Source organism: Mucilaginibacter oryzae (assembly GCF_003148845.1).
In the GTDB taxonomy this organism is placed as follows: domain Bacteria; phylum Bacteroidota; class Bacteroidia; order Sphingobacteriales; family Sphingobacteriaceae; genus Mucilaginibacter; species Mucilaginibacter oryzae.
Window position 1 is genome coordinate 46,591 of record NZ_QGHA01000003.1, and the last position, 16,182, is coordinate 62,772.

Below are 16,182 nucleotides of genomic sequence, written 5' to 3' on the forward strand. Positions count from 1 at the left end.
CATCTCATTTTTTTTGCGGCAGTTTTTAGGTTAACCCATTAGCTCCCGATCAAAACGAGCCGTGGCCCAACAGAAGCAGGCCGAATGTATGCCCTCGCGGGCAGAAGCTTTTTTCTGTCTTGACTTTTTGGTTACTTTTGTGTCAAGACAAAAGTAACAGCCCCCGTGGCAAATGAGCGGCCAATGATTGTATAATTGCACAAAGCCGTAAGTAACCCGCAAAGCCTTACGTAAGTCCTCCCATACACACAAGAATTCTATTTTCATCAACTTTACATGCCCTCTAACCTCCAATCTCCAATCACTAATCTCCCGCATTACGTTATTATAGTAGCCGGAGGCTCTGGCAGCCGCATGAAATCGGCAGTACCTAAACAGTTTTTATTACTAAGCGGCAAGCCGGTTCTAATGCACACAATGGAAGCATTTAACGGCACAAAATCAAAGCCGGAAATCATACTTGTTTTACCATCAGATTACCATCAATACTGGCAGCAACTGGTTAAAGAGCATTCGTTCGCCATCACCCATCAACTGGTAACCGGGGGCGAAACCCGCTTTCATTCGGTGAAGAGCGGATTGGCATTAATTGAAGCCGAAGAAGCATTGGTTGCCGTACACGACGCTGTACGCCCGCTTACAAGCCAATCAACTATTGACGAAGCATATCATTGCGCTAACCAACACGGAACAGCGGTTGTGGCCGTTAAAAGCCGCGATTCTATCAGGCAGGTAAAAAACGGCAAATCGATAAGTTTGATGAGGGATGAGATTTACCTGGTACAAACCCCGCAAACATTTAAAGCATCGTTATTAAGGAAGGCTTATCAACAACCGTTCGATCCAAAGTTTACTGATGATGCCAGTGTTGTTGAACAATACGGAACTGAAATAAAATTAACCGAAGGCGATCACAGTAATATCAAGATCACCTTTCCTGAAGATATAGCCATTGCCGAACTGCTTTTAAGCAAAAAGCCACAGCTTTTTTAAACCTGCGGCTTTTTAATGCATTAACCCGGCGAGGTGCTATGCCCTCCTGATTACGCCTAACAATAAGGCTATAATAGCGATTACAAGCAATACGTGAATTAAACCAGGCGCCGAATAAGCAAAAAATCCGATAGCCCATCCTATCACCAGGATAACAGCTATAACGTAAAGTAGACCTCTCATAGTATTTGAAATGTTTTTTAAGTAAATGTGCTGTCACCTATACCAAAACCATTCCAAAAAGCGCTAACCAACAAAAAAACCCTTATTGCTAAGGGTTTCTTTATTTTTTAGTACTCGTCTTCATTAAAAAAGAAGTCATCTTTTGTAGGGTAATCCGGCCAGATCTCTTCAATATTTTCGTACGGTTCGCCATCATCTTCAAGTGCCTGAAGGTTTTCTATAACCTCTACAGGAGCGCCTGAACGGATAGCGTAATCAATTAATTCATCTTTTGTTGCGGGCCATGGTGCATCCTCAAGGTGCGATGCCAGTTCAAGTGTCCAATACATCGTTTTTATTTATATTTATAATTATCGGTAAATTTTACGTTTTCGCAAAAGTATAACATTTTCAATTTGAAAATCAATATTTTTTTTCATTTTTTCCAACACGCGGTACCCACTGATTTTCAGCTATTTTATTATCATTTGCAATTTTACGCGCCAGGGTGAACAGGTAATCGCTCAGCCTGTTCAGATAAATATTCACTTTTTCGTCAACTGTACTCTGTTCGGCAAGCTGCACGGTAACCCTTTCGGCCCTGCGGCAAACACACCGGGCAATATGGCAAAATGAAACGGCATTATTGCCGCCGGGCAAAATAAAATGCCGCAACTCGGGCAGGCTTTCATTCATGGTGTCCATTTCAATTTCCAGCAGCTCTATATCACCGGGTTCCAGATCCGGGGTAACCATTTTTGATTTTTCCGGGTCGGTGGCCAGCGAGGCGCCGATAGTAAACAGCCTGTCCTGTATCTGCTTCAATACCTCCTGATCATGCGCGTCGATATCCTGATCGCGGATGAGCCCGATGTACGAGTTCAGCTCATCCACCGTACCATAACTCTCAATCCGGATGTGATGCTTGGGTACGCGGGTACCTCCTATCAGTGAGGTTAACCCGTTGTCGCCCGTTTTAGTATATATTTTCATGCTTAATTTTAAATAAATCTATTTTCAAGACGAAAGTTTTACTTCAACGTAAAAAGTCCGGAATTTTAAAAACCTTCCGCTAAGTCGGGAGTTATCAACCTAACATAAATTCATTGTCAGCTAATTAAAACAACCTGATCAAATCTTTTTTCACCATTTACTGTTATTCAAATCTATCATCTTAATTATTGCATTTCCAGGCAATTTGATATAATTTTTGCTAACGAAGTGTAATTTTTAAAATGTTAGCTTAAACTTGCATTGTAATATCTCAAATACATCCCTGGTAAGCTATGAAATCGATCATATTATCATCCAAACTGCTTTGTTTATCATTAATTATCCTGCTATCTACAGCCTTCAGTTGCGGGGGCAGCAATAGTAACAGCAGCGGCAATGAGAGCAGTGAGGCATCGGCCGATAAGCCTGTAGCTCCTAAAGTTAGCATAGCTACCCTCGTAAGCGAACAACAGTTTAATGATCTTTTTCCGCAACGCGATAAGTTTTATACCTACGCGGCCTTTATTAAGGCGGCCGATGAGTTGGGCATGATTAAAGTTAAGGTAACCCGCCGGGCCACCTCGGTGTACCAACTGATACGCACCGATAAAAAAACGGGCAAAAGCAAAGTTGTGCGCCAGGATGCCGACTGGAACGAAGACTGGGCCAAGGCCAAACCGGATAGCAACTACACCATCAACTACGGAAATTTTTGTACCGAATTTAACGCGGATATCAACAAAAAAGAACTTGCGGCATTTTTTGCGCACATAGCGCACGAAACCCGCCATGGTGTTAATGCAACCTATACCGATGGGTTGATGCTGATCCACGAGAGCAATACCACCCTCCCCTATATTGCCGAAAATGACGAATACCCGCCCGTTGCCGGCAAAAAGTATTATGGCCGCGGACCAATGCAATTGAGTTATAACGGTAATTACGGCTACGCTTCTGATTGTATTTTGGGTGATGACAGGATCCTGCTGCAAAACCCCGAAATGGTTGAAACCGATCCGGTGATGGCTTTTAAAACCGCCATTTACTTCTGGATGACGCCGCAAACCCACAAGCCATCGGCACATGATGTAATGACCGGCAAATGGCAACCCAATGCCGAAGATAAAGCCGAAGGCCGTAAACCAGGTTTCGGCATGACCATCAATATCGTAAACGGCGAAGTGGAATGCAACAAAGGCGAAAACATGTATAACATGAACGACAGGATTGGCTTTTACCAGTTTTTTTTAAAGAAACTGGGTATTACCGATGCTAATTGCGCTTGTTCATGCGCTACCATGAAACCGTATCATTATTGATAGCTTTTTGAATTTTGTTGCAAAAAAGTTATTATTGTGTTAATATTTAACACTAAACTTTAACAAAGTGTCATCATTGCTTGATACCGCGCAAATCCAGTCAACCGTAACCGATATAGCCGACATACTTGCATCCCTTAAACAGGAATTCAGGATTGAGCAAACCGGGCATATCGATTTTAACCTGGGACAATTCAGCGTATTTAAAAACTATACAGATGTTAACCTGCTCAGTTCGCATGCGGTAAAAAACAAAAATAACGATAGCTATATCCTTTTCACCGAAGCGCGGCCAAAGCTTAACGACCATGGTAAAGCCATGCCTATTGAGCAACACGTTTGGGCGCTTGCCTATTTAAAGCACGATTTTGGCCGCGTACTCATCAGGCGCGAAACCCTGGTTGATAAAATCAAGGAACTGATCCACCCGGTAGAACTTGATTTTGCCGAAGACAAGGCTTTTAGCGATACTTTTTACATGCTGGTAAGCGATCGTCAAAAAGCCGTGAGCGGCGCCAACCGCAACTTCCGGAATGTGGTAATGGATGTACGTTTGGATGATTTTGTAATTGAGATTGTTGAACACACGCTTATTATTGGTAACACCAAAACTCGCTGTGCCGAAAAAGCGCTGCATCTGGCGGAGTTTGTTTCGAGGCTGTGTACTACGTGTGATTAATATTTATTATCCAAACAATAGCTAAACCTTACATCATGAATTTACTCTCGTTATTGCTGGCTATAACAATCAACGGCAATTCGTTTCTCAAAACCGATACAACCGACTACTGGCATGTGGCTTACAACTCAAAAATAATAGCCCGTTATACCGCTTTTGATAAAGCACCAATAAGAATTAAAAAATCGGCTGTTAAAGATGGAGATATACTACTGGTAACTTACGGCGATGACACTCCCGGCGATGCTCAGCACACTGGTCTGTATATTTTAGGTGCTAACAAAAAGCGCATTATGATTACCACGGCCAAAGAAGGCGAGCCGCTAAAATTTTACCTGAACTATGCTTTAGCTACTCAAAAACAATATCATTTAAAAGATCTTGATTTTTTTTACTTTGATGACAAGCGGGACCATTTCATATTTAAGCTAATAATTCAGTAGCGCTTTCACAATAAGATTGTGCGTTTAGCAAGCAGCGCTCATGAATATGATCTAACCAACTATTTTTGCTCCAACGTATCCGGCGTTTCTTCTATCGCCCTCCTGTCTACCGTTTGGATATTGGTATTCATATAGTCCTTCTCAATCAAACCATCGCGCATGCGCACAATGCGGTGGGCATGCAGGGCAATGTCTTCCTCGTGGGTTACTAAAATAATGGTGTTGCCTTTGGCATGGATATCCTCAATCAAGCCCATAATCTCGATTGATGTTTTGGTATCGAGGTTACCGGTTGGCTCATCGGCCAGGATAATGGATGGATTATTGATCAGCGCCCTCGCCACAGCCACACGTTGCCGCTGCCCGCCCGAAAGCTCGTTAGGTTTATGATCCATGCGGTGACCCAAGCCTACGTTTTTTAAAGCGCCCGCGGCCCTTTCAGTACGTTTCTCTTTACTGACACCGGCATAAACCAGCGGCAGGGCCACATTATCCAAGGCGGTATTACGCGGTAACAGGTTAAATGTCTGGAATACGAAACCAATTTCAGAATTACGTACCTCGGCAAGCTGGCTGTCGGTCATGCGGCTCACGTCTATCCCGTTAAGCACGTACTGGCCTTTGGTTGGGGTATCCAAACAGCCTAAAATATTCATGAGAGTTGATTTTCCCGAACCGGAAGGGCCCATGAGCGCAACAAACTCGCCTTTATTAATAGATAGCGAAACAGATTTAAGCGCGTGGATCACCTCGGCACCTATCACATATTTACGCCCGATATCTTTAATAGTTATTAACGGTTTGGCAGTATTTGTTGGCTCCATGAATTATTTTTCGGTTTGACTGCGCAAGGGTCCGGAATGTTACAGAACGAAAAGTTTTTTGTTGTCCGGAAGTCAGATGTCCGCAAGTCCGAAAGATGCAATGTCCACACTATTTACAACTCTCGCACTTTCCCTACTTACCGACTCACGGATACCGACTTTCGGACTTTCCCTACTTTCGGACTAAAACTACTTCTCAATAACCTTGGCTACCAAAAAGTAATCTTCATCGTGCTTAGGGGCGTTTTGCAAAGCCTCTTCGTGCGTTATTTCGTGCTTAACCACATCTTCGCGCAGTACATTTGCCGTATCGGTCATGTATATCAACGGCTCAACACCCGTAGTATCCACCTCGTTGAGCTTGGCCATGAAATCAAGTATTTTGCTCATATCCTGCATGGTTTCTTCTTTTTCGGCTTCGGTAAGTTCTAAACGGGCCAGCTGGGCTACTTTTTCTACGGTTTCTTTATCAATGGTCATGCGGTATGTTTATTTTATTTAAAACCTGATTGTGTAATACGCAGCTGTTAAAAATAAAAAACTGAATTTCAATCAGGGTTACTTACAAATATATTACAAATTAGTATGGTGTGGCAGTATTACCGGATAATTGATTACGCAGGTACATGAACCTGATCCTGCTGTTTTAAAGCGGCGCTCATTAGTTCATATACCTTATCGCGCAGGCTATCGGCATCATCTATGGTTAGTTCCGAAGTTTCAACAGGCTTTCCAACCTTAAATTTACATACGCCGGGCCTGCTGCCAAATTTGGTACCGGTATCCCAAAGTATTTGCCAGGTATTGGCGGATGTTACCGGGATGATGGGGATTTTAAGTTCGATGGCCAGCCTGAAAGGGCCATTCTTAAATTCGCCAAGCCTGGGCGGATAATCGTCGGCTATTTTTCCTTCCGGAAAGATAATCAATGACATGCCGTGCAGCAACCGCTCAGCGGCTTTTTTAAAGGCCCGGAACGACGACATTTTGCTTTCCCTATTTACGGGAATATCAACCGTACGGAAAAACAAACCGGTTACAAGGCCATTCTCCAGTTCATGCTTGCCCATAAAAAAGCAATTGTTTTTAACCAGGATGCTCATCGCCGAAATATCGAGATTGGAGGTGTGGTTAGCGCAAATAATATAAGGCCTGTCCCAATTGATGGCCTGCTCGTAATCGAAGCTGTAAAATATGCCAACAAAGGCCGAACTTGCCGCTCCTAAAAATCGCCTGAATTTATTGAGCGCAGGATAACGCTGCGGTTTACGCGAAAAATAATATAAAAACGGCCACATTAAAAAGTACCCCAGGGCAACGCTGCCCATGTATAAATACACGTGTGCTTTTCTCAATATGATTTTCATCCTCACCAAAAATATAAAAAATCCTTACTTTCGCCACACTATGGAGACTGTTGTTAGTGGTATCCGGTCGACCGGAAACTTACACTTAGGAAATTACTACGGGGCGTTGCAAAACTTTATAAAAATGCAGCATGAATATAACTGCTTTTTCTTTATTGCCGACCTCCACTCGTTAACTACCCACCCCACACCTGCCGATTTGCATGGCAATGTAAAACAGGTGCTGATAGAATATTTAGCCGCCGGCATCGACCCGGAAAAGGCGACCATCTATGTACAGTCGGACGTGCCCGAGGTAACAGAACTGTACCTGTACTTAAACATGAACGCCTACCTGGGCGAACTGGAACGGGCCACATCCTTTAAAGATAAAGTGCGCGCCAACCCTGAAAATGTTAACGCGGGCCTGCTTACCTACCCGGTACTGATGGCTGCCGATATCATTATTCACAAAGCCGTTAAAGTACCTGTGGGTAAAGATCAGGAGCAGCACCTTGAAATGGCCCGTACATTTGGCAACCGCTTTAACCGCTTATACAACCACGATTATTTCCCTGAACCATACGCTTTTAGCTTTGGCGAAAGCCTGGTAAAAATTCCAGGATTGGATGGTAAAGGTAAAATGGGTAAATCAGAAGGGGAAGGCAACGCCATATTCTTGAGCGATACGCCCGAGGCCATCCGCAAAAAAGTAATGCGTGCCGTTACCGACAGCGGCCCTACGGTTGAAAACCAGCCAAAACCGCAAGAAATTCAAAACCTTTTTGATTTGATGAACGTGGTGTCAACACCTGATACCGTAGCTCACTTTGACGAGGCTTATAACAAAATGGCTATCCGTTACGGCGACCTGAAAAAACAGCTTGCTGAAGATATGATCCAGGCTACCGCCCCTATCCGCGACAGGATCAATGCCATTGCAAACGATGCCGGCTACCTGCGCAAAGTTGCTGAAATGGGAGCCGATAAGGCCCGCGAAAGCGCTTCGAGAACGATTAGGGAAGTAAGGGAGATCATCGGATTCAGGAAATTTTAAATAGCGGGTAGTTGATAGTTCATGGTTGATGGTGTATATTAGTCGGAGTTCGTTTCAGGCAGCTTCGCAAACAAGAGGCTATGAACCATGAACCATACCCCACAACTAAAAAATATGCACTTAGCTATTGTAGGAAATATAGGCGCCGGAAAAACCACCCTTACCGAAATGCTGGCCCGCAACTACGGTTGGGACCCTTTATATGAGGCTGTAGATAATAACCCCTACCTGGAGGATTTTTACAGCGACATGAAACGCTGGAGCTTTAACCTGCAGATTTATTTTTTAAACAGCCGTTACCGCCAGATCATCGATATCCAGAAAAGCGGGCGCAATATTATCCAGGACCGTACCATTTATGAGGACGCCTATATTTTTGCCGAAAACCTGCACGATATGGGCCTCATGACCACCCGTGATTACGAAAACTACGAATCTATTTTTCAGAATATAACCGAGTTTATTAAACCGCCCGATCTGCTGGTTTATCTTAAAGCTTCGGTACCAACCCTGGTAAGCAATATCCAGCGCCGCGGTCGTGAATACGAAATCGGCATCCGTTTGGATTATCTTTCAAAACTGAACGAGAAATACGATAAATGGATAAACAACTACAAACTGGGTAAACTGCTCATATTGGATAAAGATAACCTCGACTTTGCCAATAACACCGAGGATATGGGTACCATTGTTAATTTGATAGAACGGGAAATTAACGGGTTGTTTTAACATAATAAAATGAAGAAATTACTGTTCTTCATTTTATTACTAATTGTTTTTATGGCTTGCAAGCATCAGCCTAAAAATACCGTTGATTATAAACATTGGCATACTCTCGACCTGGAGGCTTTCAGGTTATGGTTGCCGCCAAACTGGCGTTATCATCAGCAACAGGGTGTTGATTCATTTGTAGCTGATATTGTTGGCCCCAATGTTTCCTTTAGTTTTGATTTTAGTTCGATGGGATATGCCAGCCATCTTGTTAATTCAGAACAGGAATATCTAAATAGTAATTACTGGCTGACGGATTGCAGACTTTGCCACACGCCTATTGATAGGGAGCAAATTGCACAAACCGATAGCAGCATAAAAATAAACAAGCTATCAAAATCTGAAATACAGAAATTTCCAGGCATTGACTATTTAGCCAGTGTAACTTATAAAGACGGTTCGATACATAAAGTACCTATCGTTATTCCTGCCGAAACCAAAGCATATTGCATCAGCGAAGAATCAAAAGATGGCTTTATCGTAAAAACAATTTACCCCAAAATTGCCTCAAACGGAATAACCGGTATTTATTATCAAAGTAAATCGTCAAATTTGAACTTCCAGTTATCAGCATATAATTTGTCAAAACAGGATCAGAACCTTGCTTTGCAAATGTTTAAAACCATAGTGATAAAAACCCAATGAAGATATTAGGCATCATTCCCGCCCGCTACGCGTCGTCACGTTTTCCCGGCAAACCCTTGGTTGATATCGGCGGAAAAACGATGATCCAACGCGTGTACGAGCAGGCTAAAAAATGCAAAAGCCTTAACGAGGTAATTGTTGCCACTGATGACGACCGCATTTTTAACCATGTTAGCGATTTTGGTGGCTTGGCGGTGATGACCGGCTCCCACCATCAAAACGGCACCGACCGCTGCGCCGAGGTAGCCCGCCTGCACTCCGGATACGATGTAATCATCAACATCCAGGGTGATGAACCGTTTATTAACCCGGAACAGATCAGCAAACTGGCCGCCTGTTTCAATGATGCTGATACACAACTGGCCACGCTGGTAAAACGCATCCTTACTGAACAGGAACTGCATAACAGTAATTCGCCCAAGGTGGTGATCAACCAACAATCGGAAGCTGTTTATTTTTCGAGGGCAACCTTACCCCACATCCGCGGACAGGAGCCTGAAAACTGGCTCGAATTTTATCCTTTCTTTAAACATATTGGTATTTACGGTTATCGTGCAGACGTACTACAGGAAGTAACCCAACTACCTGTATCCCCTCTCGAAAAAGCGGAAAGCTTAGAGCAATTGCGCTGGATAGATAACGGCTACCGCATAAAGGTTGCGGAAACCAATTTGGAAACACACGCGGTAGATGTACCGGAAGATCTGGAGAAATTTAAATTTGAGTTCTGACAAGTGTGCTAAATTGCTGTAGGTAAACCCAAAAGCGTTGCGTGCTTTCAACACAAAATCAGCCCTTCCATTTTTTAAAAACAGCTATGGCGAAGCCTTAAAATTTTTCGTACTTTTGTATCCCGTACAGAAACAATTGGCCGGGGCATAAAAGCCCGGTCATTTTTAAAAAATCATGACTAAATATATTTTTGTTACGGGCGGTGTTACCTCATCGTTAGGAAAAGGTATTATCTCTGCTTCATTAGCCAAACTACTTCAGGCGCGCGGTTATCGTGTAACCATCCAAAAATTTGATCCCTATATCAATATCGATCCGGGAACATTGAACCCTTACGAGCATGGCGAATGTTATGTTACCGAAGATGGTGCCGAAACCGATCTTGACCTTGGCCACTACGAGCGTTTCCTGAACACACCTACTTCAAAAGCCAATAACATCACTACCGGCCGTATTTACCAAAATGTAATTAATAAAGAGCGTGAAGGCGCATTTTTAGGCAAAACTGTACAGGTAGTGCCCCACATTACCGACGAGATTAAAAGAAACTTCCGCATTTTAGGCGAAAACGGCGAGTACGATATCGTAATCACCGAATTAGGCGGCACCGTAGGCGATATCGAATCGTTACCATACATTGAAGCCGTAAGGCAATTTCGCTGGGAAACCGGCTCAAACAACTCGTTGGTGATCCACCTTACGCTGGTTCCTTTTCTTGCCGCCGCAGGCGAACTGAAAACCAAACCAACGCAACACTCGGTTAAGATGTTGTTGGAGTACGGGATTCAACCCGATATCCTGGTTTGCCGTACCGAGCATCACTTAACCAACGATATCCGCAAAAAAATAGCCTTGTTCTGTAACGTAAACATCAACGCGGTTATTGAATCGATAGATGCGCAGAGCATTTACGATGTGCCGTTGCTGATGCTGAAAGAACAGTTGGACAAAACCGTGCTGACCAAACTGAAACTTCCGCATAAACTGGAACCTGATTTGGAAAACTGGAAAGATTTTCTGGGTCGCCTCAAAAACCCAACTGCCGATGTGCGCATCGCCCTTGTTGGTAAATATGTGGAGCTGCCGGATGCTTACAAATCCATTACCGAAGCATTCATTCACGCCGGTGCTAAACAAGAGTGTAAAGTAAGGGTTGAATACATCCCTTCCGAACAATTAACGCCCGAAAATGCCGTTGAAAAATTAAAAGGTATGCACGGTGTATTGGTTGCTCCCGGCTTTGGCGAGCGCGGTTTTGAAGGCAAGATCCAAGCCATCCGCCACGTGCGCGAAAATAATATCCCTTTCTTTGGCATATGCTTGGGTATGCAGTGTGCCGTGGTTGAATTTGGCCGCCACGTGTTAGGTTTGGAAAACGCCAACAGTACTGAAATGAACCCCGATACACCTCACCCGGTTATCGGCATGATGGAAGATCAAAAAACCATTACCCACAAAGGTGGTACCATGCGTTTGGGTGCTTATCCCTGCGATATTAAAAAAGGAACCAAAGCGGCCGCTATCTACGGAAAAAACCATATTTCGGAGCGCCACCGCCACCGTTACGAGTTTAACAACGATTATTTGAAACAATACGAGGCCGCAGGCCTGATCCCATCTGGCATAAATCCTGATAATGGCCTGGTGGAGATTGTTGAACTTAAAAGTCACCCGTTTTTTGTTGGTTCGCAATTTCACCCCGAATTAAAATCAACAGTTGCTAATCCGCACCCACTTTTTATTAACTTTGTCGCCGCTTCGCTGGCTTATGCCCGCAAAAAATAAGTAATTGTACGATAATTAGATAATGGATAAAAATACGTTTACAGGATTATTCCTGATCATGGCGATCATTGCCGGCTCGATATACTTTTTAAAGCCATCGGAAGCCGACCTGAAAAAAGAGCGCGAAGTACAGCACCAGGACTCGCTGAAAAAAGCAGGACTGGCCAAAGCCGATAAAGCAAAAGCAACCGCCAACTTTGATACCAGCAAAACCGCAAAAGTTGATTCAAACCTGCTTAAGCTGCCTTTTGGTGCCGCATCTGTAGGCAAACAGGAGTTTGTAACCCTGCAAAATAAAGAGTTAGTTGTTAAACTAAGCACCCAGGGCGGTAAAGTAGCATCGGTTGAATTAAAGAACTATAAAACTTTTGATAAAAAACCTTTGGTACTGTTTAGCGGTGATAACAACAATTTCGGCTTAAAATTTGCCGCCGGTGTAGCCAACATCAATACCAACAATTACTTTTTTACCCCAAGCGTAAAAGAACTGAACGTTGCTGAAAGAGACTCGGGCGCGGTTACCTTACGTTTAAGCTACAGCCCTAATCAATACATTGATTATGTGTACAGCTTAAAAGGTGAAGGCTTTAAATTAGGCTTAACCATTAAACCGGTTGGTTTAGACGCCGTAATTGCCAACAGCAGCGCCTTAAACCTTAACTGGGCAGCCAGCCTGCACAAACAGGAAAAGGATATGAGGCAGGAGCGCCAGTATGCAAACGTTTACTATTATAATACTGATGGTGATGTTGAATACCTGAGCGAAACAAAAGACGACCAAAAAACCATAAGTGACAAAAAAATGGCTTGGGTTGCCTTTAAGCAACACTTCTTTTCGAATGTGCTGATAGCAAAAAATGGTATAGCAAAAACTGATGTCGCAGTATCAACCAATGTAAATGATACTACCGATGTAAAACAAATGAAGGCTGATTTATCGCTCACCCGCGGTACGGATGGCGCTTTTCCATTAGAGTTTTATTTTGGGCCCAACCGCTTCAATACGTTGAAAGATCAGGGTAACGACCTTGAAAAACTGGTGAACCTGGGTTGGGGGCCGTTAAAATACATTAACCGTTTCGCGGTATTACCTGTATTCAACTTCCTTAATAAATTTAACTGGAACTACGGTTTAATTATTTTAGTGTTGACGGTATTACTAAAACTGGTATTATCGCCGCTTACCTATAAATCGTACCTATCGATGGCAAAAATGCGCGTGCTGAAGCCCGAGATGGACGAAATTAAGGCGAAGGTTGGCGAAGATAACCCTACCCTGCTACAGCAGGAGTACCTGAAGCTTTACAAAAAAGCAGGTGTAAACCCATTGGGCGGCTGTTTACCATTGCTGATCCAGATGCCGATCGTTATCGCGTTCTTCCGCTTTTTCCCGAGCTTGTTCGAGTTAAGGGGCGAAAGCTTCCTTTGGATGCATGACCTGTCGACTTATGATTCCGTTATTAAATTTGCGCCGATTGCTTTCCTGGGCGGCGTTAACCACATCAGCTTGATGTGTTTATTGATGACTATTTCAACGTTGATATACACTTATTTCAACAACCAGATTTCGGGTGCTACCGGGCAAATGAAATATATCGGTTACATCACACCGATCATTTTCCTTTTTACCCTTAACAGCTATCCTGCCGGTTTGAACTACTATTACTTTTTGGCCAACATGTTCACCTTTTTACAGCAATACCTGATTAAATTCATGGTTGATGACAAAAAGATCCATGCCCAGATCCAGGAAAACAAAAAGAAACCTGAAGATGCCAAAAAGAAAAAATCAGGCTTCAGCGCTAAAATGGAAGAGATGATGCGCCAGCAACAGCAAATCCAGGCTAATAAGAATAAGAAGTCTTAAGTCTTTAGTCGGGAAGTCGGAAGTCCGCAGTCGGGAAGTCCGAAAGTCGGAAGATATTAGAGCCCCTGGAAACTAAGTTTCCGGGGGCTCTTTGCATTGATGAGGTTACCAAAGCATTTCTCTCAAAATGCTTTCAGACTTCCGGACTTCCCAGCTGCGGACTTTGGACTTCCGGACTGCGGACTTCCAACTTCCAACTTTTTCAGCACAACACTAAAATAATTAGCAAAATTGTTTTACATTTGAAATAATGTATGCAATTGTCGATATCGAGACCACCGGGGGGCATGCCAGCGCTAATGGCATTACCGAGATAGCTATTTGCATACACGATGGCAAAAAAGTTATAAAACGCTTTGAGTCGCTTATCAATCCGCAGCGCGACATCCCTGTTTATATCAGCGCCTTAACCGGTATTACTAACGAAATGGTGAAGGACGCGCCCATATTTGAGGATGTGGCAGCGGATATTTATCACCTCATCCACGGGAAAATATTTGTTGCCCATAACGTAAATTTCGATTTTTCGTTTGTGCGTTATCATATGGACGCGGCGGGATATGATTTGCAAAGCAATAAGCTTTGCACCGTTAGACTGGGCCGCAAAATAATGCCGGGCCTGCCATCATACAGTTTAGGCAGGTTATGCAAGCATTTAGGCATTGACAACCAGGCCCGCCACAGGGCCATGGGCGACGCCGAGGCCACCGCCGAATTATTTACTTTACTATTGAATAGCGATACCGAAAATTACATCAAACAATCGCTTAAACAAGGCTCGAAAGACCAGGTATTACCACCCAACCTGTCCAAAAAAGATATCGACCAGTTGCCTTATACTCCCGGCGTGTATTACTTTCATGATCAAAAGGGTAAAGTGATTTATGTAGGGAAAGCCAAAAACATTAAAAAACGGGTATGCAGCCATTTTACCGGCAATAACCCCGGTTTTCAGCGGCAAGAGTTTTTAAAGAATATTTACCAGATCAGCCACCAGGTTTGCGGCACCGAGTTGATTGCCTTTGTGTTGGAAGCCATTGAAATAAAACGCCTCTGGCCAAAATACAACCGGTCGTTAAAGCGCTTTCAAAACGCCTTTTGTTTATATGCGTTTGAAGATCAGCGCGGCTACATCCGCCTCGCCGTTGATAAGTACCGTAAATACAGCGATCCGATATATACCTGTAATTCGCTGCTTGATGGGTATAACCTGCTCAATAAGCTGATAGAGGCTTTTGATCTGTGCCCGAAACTTTGTTTTATACAAAAAAACAACGACGTATGTGCAAGCAGCCTCGGAAGTAGCTGTGCCTGCGAAGGCATTGAACCGGCCGACATTTATAATAAACGGGTGAATAATGCTATTGATCAGCTTAAACAGGCTTTACCAACCTATGCCATTCGTGATGAGGGCCGAACCGGCGATGAGCACAGCTGCATTTTGGTAGAGAAGGGACAGTTTTACGGAATGGGCTATATCTCGCACTATTTTGACGCTGATAATGTGCAGCAGCTTAAAAACCATCTTACGCCTTACCCCGGGAATGATTATATCAAAAATATCATAGCTACCTACGCCTCTAAATACCCGGAGCGGATGGTGGTATTTGCCTAAAACGGCACCGCTTTTTTTAAGCTCAAATTGAAAACTTCTTAACACACTTCCCAGTGAATCGCTTTTACCTTTGTTGTAAAAGTTCCTCAATGTGAGGGTCTTGAGATACAATGATAAAATTCCAATTTGCCATGTCGAAGTAGTGAAACATCTTATTCGCCCGGCAATTAGGCGACTTTGCACCCGCAGAAGATATTTGGCTATCGCTCAATATGACAAAAAGTTTTAAAGTTATTTCCCTAACACGCTCCAAAAATCAGTATAAAATAAAAAATATCCTTAAAGTTAAAATTCATTCACACAATATTTACCCAGGCTGGTTATCCATATATCATTTACCAACAAAAACTACAAGATAATGGATAGCATTAACCAACAACAGCCCGAAGATAACTTTAAGGATTTGATCGGGCCCGAGGCCATGGATAAGATCAAAGAACTGGCCGGGAGCGCTAAAAGCTGCTTTTTTGTAAGCAATATCAAAACCGGCGTACCTGCTTCTGTACGGCCAATGTCGGCCCAGAAAATTGATGATGAAGGTAATTTCTGGTTCCTGAGCGCTAATGACAGCCACAAAAATGAAGAACTTTCAACAGATCCGTTTGTGCACCTGCTTTTCCAGGGTTCGGCTTATTCTGATTTCCTGAACATTTACGGTATTGCTACTGTTACAGAAGACAAGGAAAAAATTAAAGAGCTGTGGGAACCTACACTAAAAGTTTGGTTTACCGAAGGTGTCGACGATCCGCGGATCAGCGTTATCAAAGTTGAACCAACAGAAGGTTATTACTGGGATAACAAGCATGGCAACGCGGTAGCCTTTATAAAGCGACTGGCCGGTGCCGCAATCGGAAAAACCATAGATGATTCGGTTGAGGGAAAACTGGAAGTGTAATTTGTTTCAACCGAAATTTATTGAATTAAAGAACTAATAACAGATAGAGAAAGGCT

At 43.3% G+C, this 16,182-nt stretch carries 18 protein-coding genes; 12 read left to right on the forward strand and 6 right to left on the reverse strand.

Going from position 1 to position 16,182, the window contains the following annotated elements; genetic code table 11:
• The first annotated feature begins 276 nt into the window (after positions 1-276).
• Positions 277-993, forward strand: a complete 717-nt coding sequence (locus LX99_RS09365; RefSeq protein WP_109607655.1) for a 2-C-methyl-D-erythritol 4-phosphate cytidylyltransferase — start codon at positions 277-279, stop codon at positions 991-993.
• 36 nt (positions 994-1,029) lie between these two features.
• On the opposite strand, the gene LX99_RS09370 is transcribed toward LX99_RS09365, so the two are convergent.
• From LX99_RS09370 to LX99_RS09380, 3 genes are all read right to left on the reverse strand, one after another.
• On the reverse strand, positions 1,030-1,176 hold the full coding sequence (locus tag LX99_RS09370; protein ID WP_022834025.1) for a lmo0937 family membrane protein: 147 nt from the start codon (positions 1,174-1,176) through the stop codon (positions 1,030-1,032).
• A gap of 107 nt (positions 1,177-1,283) precedes the next feature.
• Positions 1,284-1,505, reverse strand: coding sequence for a DUF2795 domain-containing protein (locus LX99_RS09375; RefSeq protein WP_002996718.1), 222 nt, complete (start codon positions 1,503-1,505; stop codon positions 1,284-1,286).
• Positions 1,506-1,578: 73 nt separating this feature from the next.
• The gene (locus LX99_RS09380) at positions 1,579-2,148 is read right to left on the reverse strand and encodes a cob(I)yrinic acid a,c-diamide adenosyltransferase (RefSeq protein ID WP_109607656.1); all 570 of its coding nucleotides are present in this window, start codon (positions 2,146-2,148) and stop codon (positions 1,579-1,581) included.
• 293 nt (positions 2,149-2,441) lie between these two features.
• On the opposite strand from LX99_RS09380, the gene LX99_RS09385 reads away from it, so the two are divergent.
• The 3 genes from LX99_RS09385 to LX99_RS09395 all read left to right on the forward strand — a co-directional run bounded on the left by LX99_RS09385 (position 2,442) and on the right by LX99_RS09395 (position 4,589).
• Positions 2,442-3,467 (forward strand): chitinase, encoded by a 1,026-nt coding sequence (locus LX99_RS09385; RefSeq protein ID WP_109607657.1) that lies wholly within the window; start codon positions 2,442-2,444, stop codon positions 3,465-3,467.
• 67 nt (positions 3,468-3,534) lie between these two features.
• Positions 3,535-4,146: a hypothetical protein gene (locus LX99_RS09390; RefSeq protein WP_146203089.1), complete on the forward strand. Its 612-nt coding sequence runs from the start codon at positions 3,535-3,537 to the stop codon at positions 4,144-4,146.
• 35 nt (positions 4,147-4,181) lie between these two features.
• Complete coding sequence (locus tag LX99_RS09395; RefSeq protein WP_109607659.1) at positions 4,182-4,589, forward strand: hypothetical protein; 408 nt, start codon at positions 4,182-4,184, stop codon at positions 4,587-4,589.
• Positions 4,590-4,648: 59 nt separating this feature from the next.
• On the opposite strand, the gene LX99_RS09400 is transcribed toward LX99_RS09395, so the two are convergent.
• The 3 genes from LX99_RS09400 to LX99_RS09410 form a co-directional block, all read right to left on the reverse strand.
• Positions 4,649-5,413, reverse strand: coding sequence for an ABC transporter ATP-binding protein (locus LX99_RS09400; RefSeq protein ID WP_109607660.1), 765 nt, complete (start codon positions 5,411-5,413; stop codon positions 4,649-4,651).
• A gap of 189 nt (positions 5,414-5,602) precedes the next feature.
• The gene (gene gatC / locus LX99_RS09405; RefSeq protein WP_022834029.1) at positions 5,603-5,893 is read right to left on the reverse strand and encodes an Asp-tRNA(Asn)/Glu-tRNA(Gln) amidotransferase subunit GatC; all 291 of its coding nucleotides are present in this window, start codon (positions 5,891-5,893) and stop codon (positions 5,603-5,605) included.
• A gap of 134 nt (positions 5,894-6,027) precedes the next feature.
• Positions 6,028-6,780: a lysophospholipid acyltransferase family protein gene (locus tag LX99_RS09410; protein ID WP_109607661.1), complete on the reverse strand. Its 753-nt coding sequence runs from the start codon at positions 6,778-6,780 to the stop codon at positions 6,028-6,030.
• A 40-nt stretch (positions 6,781-6,820) separates the two neighbouring features.
• On the opposite strand from LX99_RS09410, the gene trpS reads away from it, so the two are divergent.
• From trpS to LX99_RS09450, 8 genes are all read left to right on the forward strand, one after another.
• Positions 6,821-7,816 (forward strand): tryptophan--tRNA ligase, encoded by a 996-nt coding sequence (gene trpS, locus LX99_RS09415; protein WP_109608056.1) that lies wholly within the window; start codon positions 6,821-6,823, stop codon positions 7,814-7,816.
• 114 nt (positions 7,817-7,930) lie between these two features.
• Positions 7,931-8,545: a deoxynucleoside kinase gene (locus LX99_RS09420; RefSeq protein ID WP_109608057.1), complete on the forward strand. Its 615-nt coding sequence runs from the start codon at positions 7,931-7,933 to the stop codon at positions 8,543-8,545.
• Between the two features lie 9 nt (positions 8,546-8,554).
• Entirely contained in the window at positions 8,555-9,232 is a 678-nt protein-coding gene (locus tag LX99_RS09425) for a hypothetical protein (protein ID WP_109607662.1), read from the forward strand.
• A complete protein-coding gene (kdsB, locus tag LX99_RS09430; protein ID WP_109607663.1) occupies positions 9,229-9,963 on the forward strand; it encodes a 3-deoxy-manno-octulosonate cytidylyltransferase in 735 nt (244 codons plus the stop codon). Before LX99_RS09425 ends, kdsB begins: the two co-directional genes overlap by 4 nt.
• Positions 9,964-10,138: 175 nt before the next feature.
• On the forward strand, positions 10,139-11,749 hold the full coding sequence (locus LX99_RS09435) for a CTP synthase (protein ID WP_109607664.1): 1,611 nt from the start codon (positions 10,139-10,141) through the stop codon (positions 11,747-11,749).
• Between the two features lie 22 nt (positions 11,750-11,771).
• Entirely contained in the window at positions 11,772-13,616 is a 1,845-nt protein-coding gene (gene yidC / locus LX99_RS09440; protein ID WP_109607665.1) for a membrane protein insertase YidC, read from the forward strand.
• A gap of 250 nt (positions 13,617-13,866) precedes the next feature.
• Positions 13,867-15,231: an exonuclease domain-containing protein gene (locus LX99_RS09445; RefSeq protein ID WP_109607666.1), complete on the forward strand. Its 1,365-nt coding sequence runs from the start codon at positions 13,867-13,869 to the stop codon at positions 15,229-15,231.
• Positions 15,232-15,589: 358 nt separating this feature from the next.
• On the forward strand, positions 15,590-16,126 hold the full coding sequence (locus tag LX99_RS09450) for a pyridoxamine 5'-phosphate oxidase family protein (RefSeq protein WP_022830640.1): 537 nt from the start codon (positions 15,590-15,592) through the stop codon (positions 16,124-16,126).
• Positions 16,127-16,182 lie beyond the last annotated feature (56 nt).